Source organism: Sulfitobacter sp. 1A10359 (genome assembly GCF_043558145.1).
Classification (GTDB): Bacteria; Pseudomonadota; Alphaproteobacteria; order Rhodobacterales; family Rhodobacteraceae; genus Sulfitobacter; species Sulfitobacter faviae.
Genome location: NZ_JBIFGB010000011.1, coordinates 1 through 18,263, shown reverse-complemented (window position 1 = coordinate 18,263; position 18,263 = coordinate 1). Strand labels below are relative to the sequence as shown.

Genomic DNA, 18,263 nt, shown 5'->3' with positions numbered 1-18,263 from the left:
CGCTGCAATCTTCGGGAAGTTCTGACTCGAATCGACGGAGCCCCCATGCCCCGGATCATCTATATCCACGTCCCCAAGTGCGGCGGTTCCAGCTTTGGCGCGGCGCTTCGGCTGCGGTACTGCCTGTCGCAGACGGTGATCGACCTTGATCCCGGCGATCCAACGACACCCGCCGGGCCGAGAATGGGGGCCGATTATGAACGCCGCCGGGCTCAGTTGCACCGGCTGGTCGCGCGCGGCACCCGTATGATTTCCGGCCATGTGCAATACGATCCCATGCTCCACGACGGAGCCGCGAAAAACTATGCTTTCGTTACCCTGCTGCGGGATCCCGTGGCGCGCTTCGTATCGCATTACAATTACCTACAGCGGCGCCATCCGAGCCCGTCACGCCCGACCAGTCTGGCGGATTTCCTCGATACGCCCGACGCCATGCGACTGGCCTCGCAATACCTCTTCTATTTCGCCGGGCAAAGCTTGCAGCCGGGGCAAAATCCCGCCCCCCTCATCGCCCGCGCCATCACGGCCCTCGAGCGTTTCGACGTTGTGGGGGACCTAAGTCAACCACATGTTTTTGCAAAACGATTACAACGCTATACCGGCCAATGCGTCCCCCTTTGGCGACGCAATGTTGCTCCGGTCCCCACGGAAATTCCCAGAGACCTCCGCCCCCGGATAGAGGCGCTCTGCGCTGCCGACATCACGGTGTATCGCGCAGCCCGAGATACACGAATCGCCGCATGAGATGGACGCTCTCCCCCCTCTCGCTGCTCCTTATCTGCTGGGGTCTCTCCGGCACCGGGGCCGCCCTGACGCTGGCCCATCTCGACCGCCTCGATCTCGTGCAAACCTTCATGCGCCGCGAAGACCTCAGCCTTTCTGCTTTCACCTCCACCGGGGCGGCCTGGCTGCTGCTGGCCCTTTTGGCTTATGCCGTGGGGGATATGGCTGCGCGTATCTCACGCAGACGCCCGCGGATCGACAAAGCGCAGATAAACCTAACCCACGCGGCCTATCTGACCTTTGCCGTGAACCTAATTCTGCTGGGGGTGACCGCACTATGGATCGCGACAGCGGCCGCCAAAGCGGGCGGGCTGATCCACCTTGCCGCAGCGGCATACATCGACAGCCTAACCACCCGCGACCTGTTGTTAGAGAACAAACTTTTCACCGGGATGCGTCTTTTCTATGCCGCCCTTCCCGGCACCGCTTGTCTGGCCACTGCGTTTTTATGTCTCGGCGCCCTGCCCCGTCACATCCGCGGTCTGCTCGTTTCTATCCTAATCGGCAACACTTTGGCGCTTTTCATCCTGCCTATTGTCATGAGCCAACGGCTGCTGCTCCTACAACTACTGCTGTCGTGCTACCTCGTCGCCTGCCTCATGCGGCGGCGGCTGGTCGGATGGGGCTGGAGCCTGTTTGCAGTCGCGCTTTTCCTCGCCCTCTGGATGGCTCGGGAATCGATCACCAATCCGATGTTTGACCGTTCAACCCTCGACATCGGCACGCAAAAATTGGCCTTTTACCTCGTCAATGACATGTGGAACGGCTTTGCTCCGCTCGCTGTCGAGATCCCGCATACATGGGGTGGTTTGAGCCTTCAGGGCATGATGTTCCTCACCGCGACCGACGGTTATTTCGCCCATATCCTCGCGCCCCGCTTGGAAGCATTGCAAGAGGTATTGGGCGGCGGGGAATTTCCGCTTCTTACCGCCGCCTATGTCGATTTCGGGCCCATTTTCGGCGCGTTCTTTCTTGGGCTGATGGGCTTTGGGATTCGGTGGATTTTCAGCAAAGCGCAGCATTCAATCGCCTTCGCCGTAGCCTATGCGCAGATCGGCGCATCGTTGCTGTTCTCCAGCCACTCCGCCTATCTAATGCATCACAACCTATTGTTTTCGGTCGTCCTGACGTTGAGCGTTTTGAAACTGTGCAACCAGCAACCCGGCTTTCAGTCACAGCCAAACCTGCCGTTGTTCCGGTCTCGCCGCAAACAGCGATCTAACAGTTTGATAGGCCGCATAGGGCTATCGTCGGCCCCCAAACCCTTAGCCACAGCAAAGCATCCCCACCATGAACGCGCCTAGGCTCCCCGGGCTCCAAGCCCTACGCGGGCTCGCCGCCGTGATGGTCCTTATGGGCCATGTCTTGGCCGAGGCAGAGCACTATTTCGCCCTCCCCCTGGCCGGAGACGCCATTCCTTGGACTCGTGGCGTCGACATCTTCTTCGTCATTTCCGGTTTCGTCATCACCCTCTCCGCGCAACGCTATATTGGCCAGCCGCTCGCCTTCTTCTGGCGGCGTTTCCTGCGCGTCGCCCCGCTGTACTATTTCTTCACAACCCTTATGGTCATGGCGCTGCTATTGTTTCCCGCCGCCGTCAAAGACACACCGCTCGACCCCGCGCAGATTGCCAGTTCCTACGCCTTCTTTCCCTACGCCCGCCCCGACGAACGTATCGCACCGGTTCTGTCCCTCGGTTGGACCCTCAATTGCGAAGTCTTCTTTTATGCCCTCATGGCCCTCTGCCTCGCGCTGCCCCGCCCCCTATTGGCGGTTTCAAGCCTATTGATCGGCCTCGCGGCGCTCGGGCTCTCGGCCCGCTTCTCATCGGCGCCACTTATCTTCTGGACAAGTCCCCTTATCCTCGAATTTCTTTTCGGCATCGCCCTCGCCCGGCTATGGGCAAGCGGTTGGGCCTACCCCCATCCCATCCTCTGTGCCGCGGCACTGACTTTCGGCCTTGCCCTCCTCATCGCCCTCGCGCCACTTCACCTCCCCCGCTTTCTCGCCGCGGGCGTCCCCGCCACGCTGATCGTCGCGGCAGGGACGCTTTTTTGCCCGGCCCGCCCGGTTCCAGGCCAACTGCTTGGGGACGCGTCCTATGCCCTCTACCTGTCGCACCGTTTCGCCTTGCGTGCGGCGACCCTTCTGTTGTTGCCACTCCTGCCCGCGACAACCTTCGGCGCTTGGGTCTACGTCGCCGCGACATGCCTGCTTGCGTTGTCCGTCGGCTTCCTGACCCATCTGCTTTTGGAGCGCCCTTTCCAGCGCGGCATGACACGCCTCAAAGGAGCGCCTGCATGAGCCCTCATTTCTGGTCTTTCGCCCTGCAGTGGTCACGCGTCGGCATCAACGCCACGCTTTTCCTCATCGCCGCGCGGTTTCTGTCTTTGGCCGAGCTTGGTGCCTTCGCCACCGCCTTCGCTCCCATCCGGCTAACCCAAGGTCTGCACAAGGCCGGCATCGGGGAAAGCGTGATCATCCACGCCCCCCGCCAACGCCGCCGGGACGCGCTTTTCGCGATATCACTGGCCAGCGGCTGCGCCCTATCGTTGGGTTTCGTTTGCATCGGCATCGCGCTGGACTCCCTACTGCTCATCGCTCTCAGCGCAATCCCGTTTCTCCATGGCCTCAGCGCCGTCTCCGAAGGCATCCTGCGCCGCGACCTGCACCTCCGCGCCCTCGCCTTGCGCAGCATGGCCAGCCAGTCCATTGCCGCAGCCATGGCCGTCTGGATGCTCTCAACCGGCAGCGGCCCTTGGGCCTTGATTGCCTTCGTCCTCACCCATGCCGGGATGAACACGATTCTCGCCTGCCACTTTGCCGGATGGCGCCCCCAAAGCCTTCCGAAATGGCGGTATCAGAGACGGTTAACCGAATTGATCGTCGAGATCTCGGCCCGAGACTTCCTTAACGCGGCCCTTTTCCCGCTTATGCAACTTGCCACCGCGCTCGTCTTCGGCCTTCCGGCAGCCGGTGCCTTCCAGATCGCCACCCGTATGGTGAGCCTGATCGAAGCCCTCACCCTCTCGCCCCTGCGTTTTCTCGCCCTGCCCCAGCTTCGGCAGCTATCGGTGTCGGAACGCGCAGCCGTGCTGCCATCGCAGTTGCGGCTCAGCGGAAAGCTCGGCCTTTGGGTCTGGGGGGTCACCCTCCTCGCGGCACCGCAGGCGCTGGCGCTGCTTATTGGCCCGGTCCCGGCGGGATCCGCCGCACCGATCCTCACCGCTCTTGCCGGCTATGGCCTCCTTTCGGCATTGTTGATGCCAATCAACCAAGGCCTCATTGCCGCCGGCCATACCCGACTGATGCTGCAACGCGCGGCGTTTTTGCTGCCTCTCTGCTGCACCTTCGCCGCCTTTTCGCCCACCCCCACGGCACTGGCCGCGTCCATTAGCCTCGCCGCATTCCTGACCACTCTGTGGCATCTAACCCGCGCCCTGCCGCGCCTCGGTCTTACAGTCTCTGCCCTGATGCCCTTCGTCCCGTCGCTCTGCGGGGCGGCGACCGTGACGGCCATTCTCACACTGCTGCCGCCCCTGCCCCTCCCGGCGCAGCTCGGCCTCGGCAGCGCCCTCTTCGGCGCGCTCCTTCTCATCCCGAACAGGCAGATCGCCACATGAAACGCGCCGTTCTCCTGACGGGTCATTTCCCCTTCCAGAAACGCCGCCCGAGCATGCTTTGGGTCTCGCACCACCTGCGCGCGGCAGGCTGGCATATGACCCATGCCACCATCGGTTATAGCTGGCTCTCAAAGCTCTTCGGCGACGTGCGCCTGACCGCCCTCGACTGCCCGCCGCACTACGGGACCCGCCACCACGGACCGAACCTCACATCGATCTACAGCCTACCGCCGATCCACCCGATCAAAACCAAGAGCGAGCGGCTCAACCGCTGGCTCGAACCCAGCTACCCGCTCTTTATCAATCACTGGCGCCGTCGCCTGCGCGGGTCGCTCGCCCGAGCTGACCTTGTCATATGCGAAAGCGGCCCGCCGGTCCTGCTCGGCCCACTTTTGGCCGAACTCGCCCCGCAGGCCGCGCGCATTTATCGTGTTTCAGATGATATTCGGCTACTAAACGCGCCGGATGCGCTGCTGCGGGCAGAACGGAACCACCACCCCTTCACCCGCATCAGCACCGCCAGCCCCCATATCGCCGCCCGTTTTGCGGATCACCCCAACGTCACGCTGGACCCAATCGGCACCCCCCATGCGGAGTTACAGGTCAGCACTGCTGACCCTTACCGCACCCACCGCAAAGGACCCATCGCCGTCTGCGCAGGGACGACCCTTCTCGACACCCCTGCCCTTACTCAGTTGGCCGACGCGCGCCCCCACTGGCACATCCATGTCCTTGGTCGCTTACGCGAAACGCCACCTACGCGGCCCAACATCACTTGGCACGGCGAACAGAGTTTCGACACCACGCTCGCCCATATCGCCCATGCCGATATCGGTCTCGCCCCCTACCGCGATGAACCGGAGGTCGCCTATCAAACGACCAACTCTAATCGCATCCTGCTCTACCGGCACCATGGGCTGCCCACCCTCGGGCCCGACCGGCTCTGCCACCCGAGCATTCCTTCGATCATCGGCTACAACAGCCCGCATGCCTTCGAACGCTGCGAAACTTGGGAGCGCAGGCCCGAAGCCGTGCCAGACTGGAAGGAACTGGCCGAACGGCTTTCTCAAAATGGCGTAACAGAGCCACCCGAGCTGACCTCCACGCCCCCCGCCAGAGCTGAAAAGCCCCGGGTGAAAACAGTGCCTGCATTGGCCTGTAAGGCATAGTTCTCCGCCTGCCCCGCAGCGTCGCCCGAACAGTCTTGCAACCACATCAGCGCATCATTCGAACATTTGAACGCGACGGATGAGCCATCCACGTCCCGCGCCACGGCATCGCAACCGGCGGCCCAAGTCTCGGTCGACTGGATTACATGCACTTCGGTGCCATTGCGCGACAGACCAAAATCGCCGCCCAATAGGATCGCCCGCACCCCGTCATGCGTGGTGAACCCATTGCAGGATGTCGCCGTGCTGAACCCATTGCGCCAGCCGGAACAGCCCTGCAACAAAACATGCATCCCCGGCGTGCCATCCTCATGGAAAGACCAGCCGTCCTTCGCCCCGCCCGAGGCATCGCAATCGAAGAAGGCGGCCAAGCCATTCGTGCGCCGCACCCGCGCGGCATCCTGCAAGGCCGTGGGATTCGACGGCGCGGAATAGCAAAACGTGCAATTCACCCCCACGATATTGCGCGTGGCGACGGCATCGAAATGCAGTGCCCCGGTAATCCCGCCTTCGCAATGGACGTTCTCAAGGTAGAAATCTTTGTCATGCGTCAGAAACCGTGCCCCGTGAAAGGACCGGATCACCGCGATATCTCGCGCGCCCGGCGCGCTCCCGATATTCACATGCAGCAGGGCTCCGTCATGAACCCAAGTATTCACCGTCGCCGCGCAACTGGCCACATCCGCAGCTTCGCTCAATTCGGTATAGAGCCCCTCCGGCGTCAGCAGATCGCTGCGAAACACCCGCCGGACCGAGCTTTCATTCGCCGTGAACGTGCCGCCCGAGTCGCTCCATGCCACATTGAACGGCCCCGCGCGATAGCGCAGCGGCCCACCCCAACCGATCACGGCAACAGGCTGGCTCGGCTCGTCGTTGCCATTGCGGGTAAAGGCCGCCTCGGCGTAATCGCCCGGCTTGACCAGAACGCGATAGGCCGCGCCCGTCGCATTGCCCGCGGTGAAAGCCGCATGGATCGTCCGCTTGGCATTGGTGAAATCACCGTCCGCGCCAAGGCCACTATTGCCGTCATCACCGGCCACGCCATCGACATGGATCGCCGCACCGCTCCAGATCGCCGGGTCGACCAGATCGCGTGGTTCAACCGCCGCGCGATAGTCCCCGCCAATCTGTTCGATACCAACATCAAAGCGCACCCGATCCCAACTGAACCCCGCCGGAAAATCGATAGGTACCCAGCTACGGTATGCCGCGAATGGGTGCATTCCGACCCCCAGCATTAAACCAACCCCTTGATGCCTGTGGCCGTGGTTCCGGTCGCCAGCACCCTTCCGATGCGGATCGGGTAGAGCACGCCGGGCGAAAGGGCGGGCAGGGTGACCGCGTCCCCGCTTTTCAGCACCACCGCCAGATCGCCAGCAGAGGCGACCATCACCCCGCGCGTCATCTGAGGAAGGTCTGCCGCATCGCTCGGCGTCACGTCAAACCCGCCGCAGATGGGGCCGGTCAATCCGTTGTGGTGATCTTCGAAGATATCGAGAATGGGCATCGCGGCCTCCTTTGAGAACTGAGGATTTCAGCATCAGAGGGGCGGATGAACCATATCTTAAAGCAGCGTGCGCTCTGGGATAGGGAGGGGGTTTCGCGTGCGAAACCCAGTTGGTCTAGGGCGGAAGGTGAGGGAGGTTTCGCGCGCGAAACCTCCCTTCGCCGCATCAGACTTCTTCAAGCAAATATTTGATCCGGTCCATGACGAGCTCAATCATCTCCTCGTTCACATGCGCGCCCCGGATGCGAATGGCATAGCCATCTTCGGTGCGCACACGCTCCATCGTGACATCATTGGCCAAGCTTACCGGCCTAGACCGTTCCACGGCTTTTCGAGGCCGCCCCCCGCGTTTGGGGTCGGTGCCGACACCTTCGACTGCTTCGATCAACGGCTCCAACACTGCCCATTCCTCCTCCGCCGTGGCTAAGGCATGAGATTCGAGTGCCGTCCGCATCGCCTCGCTTTGGCCTGCACGGAGGCCGGTCGCAATACGCAGACATTGACGTTCGCTCAGTTCGGGTCCGAAACGGAGCATATCGCCAAGCTCCTCATGCACCAAAGCAAAGGATCGAATCTTCGACCGCTTCGCCTTGCTGGCCGAGGAAAACAGCGTCGCCACGGCCTCATCAACAGTGGCAAAAACCCCATCATGCACCGTGATCGCGGCTGCCCGCCCGCGCTCATACTGGCTGAGCCCGGTCCTGACCTCGTTTTCCTCAATCATCGCCACGATCGCATCGGCCAGCGTATCCGGTTTGCGCACGAACGCCGGGATCGTTTGATGGCGCTCACCGCCCGAAAGCGCGTTCAATTCGCGCATGGCAGCAAGGCGTCTGAAGCCAGAGATCAGAGCATATTTCCCGGCGGCTTCAGGATTGGACGGCTCAAAAACCTCGATCGGCAAGCGGAGCCCATGGTCCGCGATGGACCGCCGGAGTTCGGCAAGGTCCTCTTCATCCATCTTCAAACGATCACGGCTTAGCGCATCGGCGGTGATCTCATGCAGCGGCACTTCGGTTAGAACGAGGCCCTTTTCCCGGGCCAATCTCAGCGCTTTCGCATCCGCTTTGTCCCGGGCATTTTCTTCGCGCAGATGCTGGGGCAGGGGGTCTTTATGCCGGGCCGCATCCGCCGCGACGTCGGCGATTGGCGCCCGGGTGCCAATTCGGGAGGTTTCGCGTGCGAAACCCTCTTCGATCTCTTTAAGCGCCTCCGCCGAGGGGACTTCAAGCTGTCTGCGTTTCGCCATTCTCGGCCTCCTTCCGCTCTTGATCATCGCGCCACCATGCGCCCAACAAAATCTCTTTGAACTCGGCATAGGTCCGGTCAAAGGTCTCCCGACCGCGGGTATAGGTCTCCCGATTAAAATCCCGATAATCGGCCTCGTAAATCCCGTTCACACTTTCTCCGGCCTGCCCGACCATCGCCGTGAACTCCTGCCGGTAAGTGTTTGTCATATCACCAAAATACGCTTGAATCACGTTTGCTAGATCGGTCTGTTGGCTGGCGTCAAAGCGCGTGATGATTGCGCGCACGACGTCCCACTCAAACTTCATCTCCGGCAAGCCTTCGCGCCGCCGCGCCGCGTTCTCTCCCTCCTCAATGGAGGCAAAGGTGGAATAGAGCATGTCAAAGAAACGACCGGTGGAATCGAACTCCAAGAACGAGGCGCCCAAGGGCACCATGATGATATCTGCCGCGGCCAAAGCATTGATCGTCAGATAGCCAAGGGCAGGGGGCGTATCGAGCAGGATGATATCGTATTCATCCAACGCTCCCCCCGAATCCAGCGCCGACGAGAGCGCATCCCACAGGGCCCAATGCCGCAGGGCCATCCGCCAAACGGGGATTTGGAACTCCGCCCAATATAGATTGAGCTGGGCTCCGATGAGATCGATGTTAGGCCAATGGGTCTTTTGAACGACGTCTTTGAGCGAGATCGTCAGTGCCTCGGTAAGGGTTTCGTCCATCGGAATTTCGGGCTCTGCAGCCGCCGCACGAACCCGGTTTTCAGCCTGCACCTGCATCGCGTAATCGCGGGCGAGGAGAGGGAAGATGGTCTGCCACTCATCCTGAACCTGCCCCCCCATGATGGAGGTCATCGAGCCTTGGGAGTCGAGGTCGACGACAAGCACTTTATAGCCGTCTAACGCCGCAGACATGGCCAAATGCGCTGCGGTTGAGGTCTTGCCGACCCCTCCCTTAAAATTTGCCACCGCGACCACTTTCGCTGGTAGGCCTTCGGGGCGGTATGGGCGGTATTCTTTGGTGCTGACGCCTTCTTCGGCGAAGTGGTTTCGCAGCATAAGGATTTCTTCGAGGCTGAACCGCTTTGCGTTCCCGGCGCCCTCGCCTTGGGGAAGTTCGGGGTGTTTGTTCAGCACCCTTCGCAGATGGGCGGGGGCCACGGGGATGAGGTAGCGGCAAATCTCCCACGTCGAAAATTTTCGAAGCTTTTTCTGGCCGTCTGGGGCATACCCGCGTTTAGCGAGATCTGCCCTTCCGCGCCCAGCAAAAGCAGCGGCTTTGGCGAATCGGGCAGTGTCTACCGGATCGCTAAGCTTCGTTGCTGCGGTCTCAGGGTCGAGATTGAAATAGGGGGGCAGGGGGGTGCCCGACTTCTTGTCCATGTTGCGATGCCTCGGTCAGATCATCATTATTCGATGTTATCACCCTAATTGTCGCACATCTTTTCGGAAATGGGAATCAGTAAGGCGTGCAGTACATGTTGGGAGCGTCTTGGCGGTTTCGCACGCGAAACCGGTCTCTTCAAACCAAAATCGATATTAATAGAAGCTCACAAAGTTTGTTATTGTTTATTAGATTTAGAATCTTTAGGCCTAAGTAATCATTTTATATCAACGTGCTATGGCAAGATAGGTACCACTTTGCAGGTCTAATGGTACCTGCTTACAGGTTCGCCAGTACCCGTATGCGGTAGAACGGGGCCCGATTCGCGGGGGGAGGGGGACCGATCGTCGGGAGGCCCGTTTTGCAACGTTTTTCGGGCTTCTAAACCCTCGTTCTCTTCGATCGGACCACGCAATTAAGGCCAATATACGGTAAGGGACCCGTTTCCGGGATGCCTCTGCCCTGTAAACGGGTCCCCATTGATTGATTGAGATTGGGAACCTTTTGCGCAATAATGGGGTGAGGTCACCCAAGAACGCGAAGCGTCGGGGCGGTGGCGGCAGAGCAGAGGCCGAGATGAGCAGCATCCCCCATGAGAAATTGACCGGCGCGCTTCGCCGGCAGTCGGTGAAGAAGAACGTGGCGGCGATCCACGTCTCGGGTAAGTTGACGCTACTACAGCGGAAGCTGAGCAATGTTCTTCTCCTCAATGCCTATGACACGCTGGTGACGCGCAATAAACATCAGATCGATGCGCGGACCCTATGCATGATGGTGGGCTATAACTCCAACGACATGGATACGTTGAAACAGTCCCTCCGCAGTTTGGCCGAGACGACGGCGGAATGGGATATGTTGGACGCCAACGGGCGGCAGGAATGGGGCGTCTCAGCGCTTTTGTCCTATGCGAAACTGTCAGCGGGGGTTTGTGAATATGCCTATTCCCCAGCTTTGGCGGAAAAACTGCATGATCCGAAGGTTTTCGCGCTGATCAATCTGAACATCCAGCGGCGGTTCACCTCTGGTCATGCACTTGCGCTCTATGAAAACTGCTATCGGTTTCTGCGCACCGGATCGACGGGGTGGTGGCCGATTGATCTGTTTCGCCGGCTCATGGGGGTCGATGGCAGTGCCTATTACGAAAGCTTTAAGCACCTGAATGCCAAGATCATCAAGCCAGCCGTGGCGGAGGTGAACAAGACCTCGAACATCCTGATCACGCCCGAGCTGCACAAGATGGGGCGGCAGGTCAGTGAGATCCGGTTTCTCATCAAAGAGAACCCGCAGCTTGCCATGCTCGACATTGATGATGGGGAAGGGCTGCGGCAGGGGGCCGTCTATACCGCTCTCATGGATTTGGGCGTCTCAGACCGGTTGGCGCGGCAATGGATTTCCGAACATGGTGAGGACTATGTTTCAGAAAAGATTGCCTATTTGAAGGGCAGGGGGGGCGTCGACAGCCCGGTGGGATATCTGAGGGCTGCGCTTCAGAACGACTATAAGTCAGAGAAGCCTGCTGCCCCATCGCCTAAGGCCAAAGCCGCGGCGGTGGTGCGCAAAGCGCAAACGGCGCAGACCGATGCTGCGGAAGAAGAACGCGCGCAAGTGGTTGAAGAAGAACGCAAAGCGCGGGCCGCGATCATGGCGCGGGTGCAGGAAATCGTCGAATCCCGCTCTCCCACACAGCGCGATGCGGACCGGAAATTGTTCTTGGCTTGGCTGAGTGATGAACTTTTGAAATCCGAGTTCTCTCGGCTGGGTTGGAAGGCGGCGCTCTGTGCGTCGGAGATGCGGGCCTTCTGGGAAGATCTGATCCCGGATGCTTTCGCGGATGAGGCGCCCTTCGGCGTTTAAGACTTCCTTAACCTGCCTCCGTAATATTTTAGCCAAATTTTTTGCACGAAGGTGCCGTTTGGCTGGTTGTAGCCAACTTTCCCGGCAGCGCTTTTTGCAGCAACCGTCTCCGCTTTTGCGCGGGTTGGGAGGCAATCGTTTTGAAACATCAGGTCATCCATAGCCCGGTCGCGATGGGGGCGCGGTCTTTCCCATCGGGCCGGTCTGGAACTGGTTATGCGCGATGGGGGAAGCGCGCCTTCGACATCGCGCTTGCCGTGATCCTGCTGCCCGTTCTCCTGCCGGTGATCCTTGCCCTCGCGGGTGTGGTCGCGCTCGATGGTGGGGCGCCGTTCTTTGGGCACCGGCGAGTGGGAAAAGGAGGGCGCGGGTTTCACTGTTGGAAGATCCGCACCATGGTCGCCGATGCCCAAGAGCACCTTGCCCAATATCTCGATGAAAACCCCGTTGCCGCTGAAGAATGGGCGCTGAAACATAAGCTCGACCATGATCCTCGGATCACCAAACTGGGCCGCTTTCTGCGGCGCAGCAGTTTGGATGAGCTCCCTCAGATCTTCAATGTGCTGCGCGGAGAAATGAGTTTTGTCGGCCCTCGCCCCGTCGAGCGTGAGGAGCTGCGGCGCTACGGGCTGAGCGCTGGCATCTACAAGAGCCTGCGGCCCGGCATCACAGGGAAGTGGCAAGTTTCTGGCCGCAGCAACGTGGCTTATGATAAGCGCGTGGCTTTGGATGTGGCCTATGCCAAGAAGATGTCTTGGCTGGGCGATATTGTCATTCTTTTCAAAACCTTGACGACGGTCGCGGTACGGTCTGGGCGCTAGTCTTGCGGGCTGTTTTGCATGCTAATGGATGAAAGTTTCGCTCTATGCATATGTCGCGCGCCATTGGAGATAGGGTTCATCTGGTCTCGGTCCCCGCGGCTTCCGACGGAGCGGGCCCACTCGATTCCGAGGGGCTGCTCACGATCATCTGGCGGGGGAAATGGCTGGTTGCCGCGGGGGGTCTTACCGCGTTGTTGATAGGCGCTCTCTACGTCTATATTCTCGCCACACCGCTTTACCGTGCGACTGCAGTGCTTCGGTTGCTGCCCGAGCGGGAGCAGATCACCGACTTTCCGAATGCTGTGGGGCGGTTTTCTGGCGACAAGGCGGAATTGAATTCCGAAGTCGAAGTGTTGCGGGGCCGGGTGCTGCTGGCACAAGTGGTCGAACGGCTTGACCTTACCTCGGACCCGGAATTCAATGCTCAGCTGCAAGAAGGAGGGGCGGTTGGCTGGCTTCCGTTTTGGGGTGGTAGGCGCGCGCGGTATGCGGACCTTTCGCCCTCGGAAAAGGAACAGCGGGGTGAGCAGATCGCGGTCTCCAAACTGTTTGACGCGGTCACCGTTCGCAACATTCCTTTAAGCCGGGTTATACAGGTTTCTATCGATAGTGAGAGCGCGCGGAAGTCGGCATTGATCGCAAATAAAATTGTTGAGCATTATGTGCATAGCCAAGTTCAAGCCAAGGTAGATGCGACTAGAAGGGCGGCGCTGTGGCTGACGGAGCGGGCCACGGTGCTGCAGGCCAAGCTCCAAGCCGCTGAGGCTGCGGCCGCGCAGTTTAATGCAGCAACGGAATTGATTTCGGTTGAGTCCCTTCGGGGTATGGAGCGACAACTCAAAGAGTTGCGCAGCCGAATTGTGAAGGCGCAGGCTGCGCAGGCGGTACTTGAAAGACAGCGCGTCGCACTGGCGTCGGCAGCGACGGCCGCGGAAAAAGTTAATGCGTCTGAGGATGCTCAGTTGGCCAGCCTTTTGGACCGATTGCAGGATGAGTCGGACTTTGCGCGGGCATTCGATAAGAGGTTTCAAGTCGTGTTTCGACAAAACTATGAGAGTTTGCGCCGTTCCGAGCAGCTGCTTACGACGCTTCGCGCTTCGGAGGTTAAGTTAAGTGCCCAAGTTTCGCGCCAAACTGAAGACGTTATCACCCTGCAGCAGCTTACCCTTGAAGCGGAGGCGGCCCGGGTGCTTTACGAGAACTTTCTGTCGCGGTTGAATGAAGCCGCCGCCCTGCAGGGACACCATCGGGGCATCAGCCAAATTCTGTCTGAGGCCGTGATGCCGCTCAACCCGTCATCTCCGCGAAAGTCCTTGATCCTCGCCATGGCGGGGGTCTCTGGTTTAATCGCAAGCATCGGGTTTATTCTATGCCGCGAGTTGCGGCGGGACGGCTTTTGCACCGCCCGTGATCTGGAAACGGTGACCGGCCATCGTGTTTTGGGGCAGATACCCAAGATTCCGATGCGGGCGGGCAAGAATGTGGCGCAATATATCGATGGTGAGCCGACATCTGCCGCGGCGGAAGCGGTGCGCGATCTTCGTATTTCAGTTATGCGTTTGAATACAGAGAGTGTACTGCGGACACTTGTTCTCACTTCTGCTGTTGAGGGGGAGGGCGCAACGACGATAGCACTTGCGCTCGCCCAAAGCCTTAGCTGTATAGGGAAATCCGTTTTGTTAGTGGAGGGAGATACAGCCTATCGCAGCCTGAGTCGCCATTTCGCGGAGCCGCCAGATAAGGGGCTCGCTGAGGTGATGGAGGAAGAAATAACCTTTTCAGAGGGTATTAAGAACATCGACGGACGTGGGTTGGACGTCTTCCTCTGTGGAGGGAGCGGTAGTCAGACAGCAGACATGTTCACTTCAAACCGTTTCAGAATGTTCATTGAAACAGCGCGTCAAACCTATGACATAGTGATCATAAATACCCCTCCGGTCCTTGCCGCGCCTAACGCGCGCATCATCACCGAACTTGCTGATGCGAGTCTATTTGTTGTTCGTTGGAAATGGACTAGCCGGGGCCGTGTAGAGGAAGCAATGCGAGTGCTTCAAAGTTCTGGTCAGCGGATTACGGGGATGGTTCTGACCCAGAACCGGGTTCATGGCGCCGCCGGTAGGAACTGCTATCTTTAAAGTGCACTTTGCGAGCTTAAAGCCCATCGAAGCAGTTCTTCCGAGAAATCTGGCCTCGGCGGATTGAGTATCGTTCGTTGGCCGTCTTTCATCGACAGGAAGGAGGAGATGCATAGCGTTCACCGTCTTAATCGGGTTTTTCGCGGGGGAAAACTGGAAGATGACCATCTGCTCACGTACCCTGCTGTCAATCGCAGACAATCGTGGCCTCTTATTGGGACTCGGCGTAAATTAAGCTACTTTTTACATCTGTTGATCGGGCTAGATTTCTTCTTTTGTCAGTCAATAGACCACTGCTGTCGGTTTGCCGCCAAAGCCGGAATGAGTACGCTTGCGGTTGTAAAACCAGATCCATTTCCCGCCTTTGCCTCCGATCCGGTCTCCTAGGCGTGCAGATAGACGCGGCGGTAATTCAGGCTCCTCCAGAACCGTTCGACAGGTATATTATTAAGGAACCGGCCATTGCCGTTCATAGAGATGCGCACACCGGATAGACGCAGGCCGTCCGTGCAGATAGACGTTGCGAATTGGGTACCCTGATCGGTATTCATAATCTCGGGCGGACCGAACTTACGGTTAGCTACGTCCGCTTTCAGGTGTGGATCATCGTCGGATGAATCCCGAACCGGCTTGCCAGCTCGGCCACCGTATGCTCACCACTTCGCACCCCAAGCGCCACCTTCGCCTTGGACACCGGCGGATACTGCTTCCGTTTCGACATCTTTGATCTCCTTTTCGTTGAAGATCAGCAGACGATAAATCGTAACTTGTGTCAGCGTCCGATTTCCTGCGGGTAGCTCAGACCGACGAACAACTATGTCCTTCCAAGTGGTGCATCCGCACATGCCCGATGAAACGGGGGCCGATCCACATCGCCTCGCAGAAGGCATCGCCTATCATCAGCAATTGATGAAAACCTCCTAAACAAGAGCCTTTCCAGTTTAGTCGAAGACAGGCCAAATCGGCCGAAAGCTCCGCAAAGCTGCCACCTTTGTGCACCGCTCGTCGCGCGGTGCGTCGCCCATTCCTGCATGTGGGAACCAAGAGGGTGGGCACATGACGGAACTGATTTGGAACGGCCAGATTCTGGCAGAGGAAAACCCCTTTCGCCTCGACATCCGCGAGATGGCGACAATCGAGAGCGACAATGGTGTGATTTTCGTGACGGCGGGGGGCTACAATGGTGGGTTGATGTCGGTCTCGGTGGATGCCGGGGGCGATGCCCGTCTGTTGCATGAAACCTCGCATGGCCCCAACATGGGCGGGCTGCGCGGGTTCGGCTTGTCATTGATCGAGACACCGACGGGGCTGATTGCTGTGACTGGTAGCGGCAACGGCGATGCGCTTCAGGGCAGGTTGATCAATCCCGAAACCGGTCGTTTCAGTACCACGAACGTGACTGTTGACGGGGGGATCGACAGTGCCGTGACGGTCAGCCTTGGCGGGTTCCTTTATGCGGCTTCGGCGGATGGCGGGCTGGCATGGCATGCCCGCGCGGGCAACGCCGGATTCGCGGGAGGGGCCGCGCTTTCGGGGGAAGTGGCGGCCCGGCTGGATGGCGTCGTCGATTTGGCGTCTTTGCAGGGCACGGGGGGCGGCCCGGATCTGTTGCTGACCCTCTCACGAGGAAATGGCGAACTGAGCGCCTTCACCCTGAACGGCAGCAACGGCACTCCTCAGCTGGCCGGAACCTTGGGCGTGGAGAACGGGCTGGGCTTGCAGGGAGAGCCGATCGCGTTGGAAACGGTAAACCTGAATGGCACGCCTCATGCCATCGTCTTGTCCGTCTCGCCCACCGGCGGGGCGGCGGCGTTGAGCGTCATCGCCGTGGGCCGGGAGGGGCAATTGGTGGCCGTCGACCATATCCTCGACAGTCTTGATACCCGTTTCGGCCATGCCACGGATCTGGCGACCGCCGAGGTGGAGGGGCGGACCTATATATTGGTCGGCGGAGGAGATGGCGGGTTGAGCCTTTTCGCGCTTTCCTCCGGGGGGCGACTTTTGCATATGGATACAATTGAGGAGACCTTGGACAGTGGTTTAGGCTCTATTTCAGCATTGGAGATGGCTGCGGTTGGTGACAGTTTGGCAATCCTGACCGCTAGCCAAAGTGGCTATGGGCTGACCCAGCTGAGCTATGATCTTTCCGATCAAGGGATCACCGCATTGCAAGAAAACGGCAGCCTTTCGGGGCAGAGCGGTGACGATATTCTTGAGGGCGGAGCGGGTGCCAACCGACTGAGTGGCAGTGGCGGCGACGACACCCTGATCGACGGGGCGGGGAGCGACACGCTGATTGGTGGCGCCGGGCGCGATACTTTCATGCTGGTGGCCGATGACACGCTGGATGTGATTTCAGATTTCGCTCTTGGCGAGGATCGGATCGACCTTTCGCTGATTTCCATGGTCTATGGGGCCGAGCGGCTCGAGATCCAGCAGCGCACATGGGGCGCGTTGATCACATGGGGCGGCGAAGATCAATTGGAACTGCGCAGCGCGGATGGTCAGCCCCTGACCTATGATGAGGTGGCCTCAGCTTTCGACTGGACCGTGGACCGCCCGCCCATGGTGGTGGCTGAAATCACCCGCGGTGGCAGCGGCGCCGATACGCTCCGGGCTTCGGAAGAAGGCAGCATCGTCATCGGTCTCGGCGGAGCTGACCAGCTATGGGGCAATCTCGGCGATGACCGTCTGGAAGGCGGCGCGGGGCATGACAGCCTCTGGGGTGGCGGTGGAGCCGATTGGCTGCAAGGGGACAGCGGGCGCGACCTTTTGGAAGGCGCGGAAGGCCAGGACACATTGCAGGGCGGGGCGGATGACGACAGCCTCTATGGCGGCGACGCGCAAGATATCCTTTACGGCGAGGAGGGCGCCGACCTGCTTTTCGGAGGGGCGCAATCCGATACGCTGCATGGCGGCAGTGGCAATGACAGCGTCCACGGCGGCAATGGGCGCGACCTGATCTACCTCAATCAAGGCGATGATGTCTTTTACGATAACGATCAGGGCGGCGCCTTCGGTCGCGATACGGTCTACGCCGGGTTTGGCAGCGACACGATTGAAGGTGGCAATGGGGGGGATGTCTACTACGGCGAGGATGGTACGGATCTGATCTTTGGCCGCCTCGGCGATGATCTGATCTTTGCGGGTCGTCACTATGACACGGTTCATGCGGGGGAAGGCAGTGACACCGTGTTCGGGGGCGACGGGCGGGATTTGATCTTTCTCAATCAGGGCGACGATATCTTCAATGACAACGCTCAAGGGGGTGAGCATGGTCAGGACACGGTCTTTGCCGGGCTTGGCAACGACACGGTTCAAGGCGGGAATGGCAATGACATTTTCCACGGCGAAGGCGGTGATGACCTGATCTTGGGCCGTCTTGGGAATGACCTGATCTATGGCGGCGACCAGTATGATACGGTCTTTGCCGGTGAGGGCAGTGATACGGTTTATGGCGGCAATGGTCGTGACATTGTCCACCTCAACCAAGGCGATGATGTCTTTCACGACAACACGCAAGGCGGCGAGTTGGGCCGCGATACAGTTTTTGCCGGGTTGGGCAACGATACGATCCAAGGTGGGAATGGCGATGACATTTTCCACGGTCAAGCTGGTGACGATCTGATACATGGCCGTTTGGGTAATGACCTGATCTTTGGCGGCGACCAGTACGACACGGTCTTTGCCGGTGAGGGCAATGATACGGTTTATGGCGGAAATGGTCGTGACATTGTCCA

14 protein-coding genes are annotated in these 18,263 nt (G+C 59.6%); 9 read left to right on the top strand and 5 right to left on the bottom strand.

Translation table 11 applies throughout. The features are described 5' to 3' along the window. Window positions 1-45: 45 nt before the first annotated feature. From ACGYK2_RS16585 to ACGYK2_RS16565, 5 genes are all read left to right on the top strand, one after another. Window positions 46-744, top strand: coding sequence for a sulfotransferase family 2 domain-containing protein (locus tag ACGYK2_RS16585; RefSeq protein ID WP_394374362.1), 699 nt, complete (start codon window positions 46-48; stop codon window positions 742-744). Between the two features lie 110 nt (window positions 745-854). Further along, entirely contained in the window at window positions 855-2,087 is a 1,233-nt protein-coding gene (locus tag ACGYK2_RS16580) for an O-antigen polymerase (RefSeq protein ID WP_394374361.1), read from the top strand. Then, window positions 2,074-3,087, top strand: a complete 1,014-nt coding sequence (locus tag ACGYK2_RS16575) for an acyltransferase family protein (protein ID WP_394374360.1) — start codon at window positions 2,074-2,076, stop codon at window positions 3,085-3,087. Before ACGYK2_RS16580 ends, ACGYK2_RS16575 begins: the two co-directional genes overlap by 14 nt. Then, window positions 3,084-4,406 carry an oligosaccharide flippase family protein gene (locus ACGYK2_RS16570; RefSeq protein WP_394374359.1) on the top strand — a complete coding sequence of 441 codons (1,323 nt, stop codon included), beginning with the start codon at window positions 3,084-3,086 and terminating at the stop codon, window positions 4,404-4,406. Before ACGYK2_RS16575 ends, ACGYK2_RS16570 begins: the two co-directional genes overlap by 4 nt. Next, window positions 4,403-5,575 (top strand): hypothetical protein, encoded by a 1,173-nt coding sequence (locus ACGYK2_RS16565; protein ID WP_394374358.1) that lies wholly within the window; start codon window positions 4,403-4,405, stop codon window positions 5,573-5,575. The genes ACGYK2_RS16570 and ACGYK2_RS16565 overlap by 4 nt, the downstream gene beginning before the upstream one ends. Here the strand turns inward: ACGYK2_RS16565 and ACGYK2_RS16560 are convergent. The 4 genes from ACGYK2_RS16560 to ACGYK2_RS16545 all read right to left on the bottom strand — a co-directional run bounded on the left by ACGYK2_RS16560 (window position 5,473) and on the right by ACGYK2_RS16545 (window position 9,712). Continuing rightward, window positions 5,473-6,813, bottom strand: a complete 1,341-nt coding sequence (locus tag ACGYK2_RS16560) for a hypothetical protein (protein ID WP_394374357.1) — start codon at window positions 6,811-6,813, stop codon at window positions 5,473-5,475. The genes ACGYK2_RS16565 and ACGYK2_RS16560 overlap by 103 nt on opposite strands. Beyond that, window positions 6,813-7,082 carry a hypothetical protein gene (locus tag ACGYK2_RS16555; RefSeq protein ID WP_394374356.1) on the bottom strand — a complete coding sequence of 90 codons (270 nt, stop codon included), beginning with the start codon at window positions 7,080-7,082 and terminating at the stop codon, window positions 6,813-6,815. The genes ACGYK2_RS16560 and ACGYK2_RS16555 overlap by 1 nt, the downstream gene beginning before the upstream one ends. A 166-nt stretch (window positions 7,083-7,248) precedes the next feature. Then, window positions 7,249-8,331: a ParB/RepB/Spo0J family partition protein gene (locus ACGYK2_RS16550; protein WP_394374355.1), complete on the bottom strand. Its 1,083-nt coding sequence runs from the start codon at window positions 8,329-8,331 to the stop codon at window positions 7,249-7,251. Then, a complete protein-coding gene (locus ACGYK2_RS16545; protein ID WP_394374354.1) occupies window positions 8,309-9,712 on the bottom strand; it encodes an AAA family ATPase in 1,404 nt (467 codons plus the stop codon). The genes ACGYK2_RS16550 and ACGYK2_RS16545 overlap by 23 nt, the downstream gene beginning before the upstream one ends. A gap of 577 nt (window positions 9,713-10,289) precedes the next feature. Between ACGYK2_RS16545 and ACGYK2_RS16540 the strand changes: the two genes are divergently transcribed. From ACGYK2_RS16540 to ACGYK2_RS16530, 3 genes are all read left to right on the top strand, one after another. Further along, the gene (locus ACGYK2_RS16540) at window positions 10,290-11,567 is read left to right on the top strand and encodes a replication initiation protein (RefSeq protein WP_394374353.1); all 1,278 of its coding nucleotides are present in this window, start codon (window positions 10,290-10,292) and stop codon (window positions 11,565-11,567) included. Between the two features lie 140 nt (window positions 11,568-11,707). Next, complete coding sequence (locus tag ACGYK2_RS16535) at window positions 11,708-12,388, top strand: sugar transferase (protein ID WP_394374352.1); 681 nt, start codon at window positions 11,708-11,710, stop codon at window positions 12,386-12,388. A 44-nt stretch (window positions 12,389-12,432) separates the two neighbouring features. Beyond that, window positions 12,433-14,523 (top strand): GNVR domain-containing protein, encoded by a 2,091-nt coding sequence (locus ACGYK2_RS16530; RefSeq protein ID WP_394374351.1) that lies wholly within the window; start codon window positions 12,433-12,435, stop codon window positions 14,521-14,523. A 592-nt stretch (window positions 14,524-15,115) separates the two neighbouring features. Here the strand turns inward: ACGYK2_RS16530 and ACGYK2_RS16525 are convergent. Next, window positions 15,116-15,244 (bottom strand): transposase, encoded by a 129-nt coding sequence (locus ACGYK2_RS16525; RefSeq protein ID WP_394374350.1) that lies wholly within the window; start codon window positions 15,242-15,244, stop codon window positions 15,116-15,118. Window positions 15,245-15,579: 335 nt separating this feature from the next. On the opposite strand from ACGYK2_RS16525, the gene ACGYK2_RS16520 reads away from it, so the two are divergent. Beyond that, the coding region (locus ACGYK2_RS16520) for a hypothetical protein (RefSeq protein ID WP_394374349.1) at window positions 15,580-18,263 on the top strand (2,684 nt) is incomplete at its 3' end.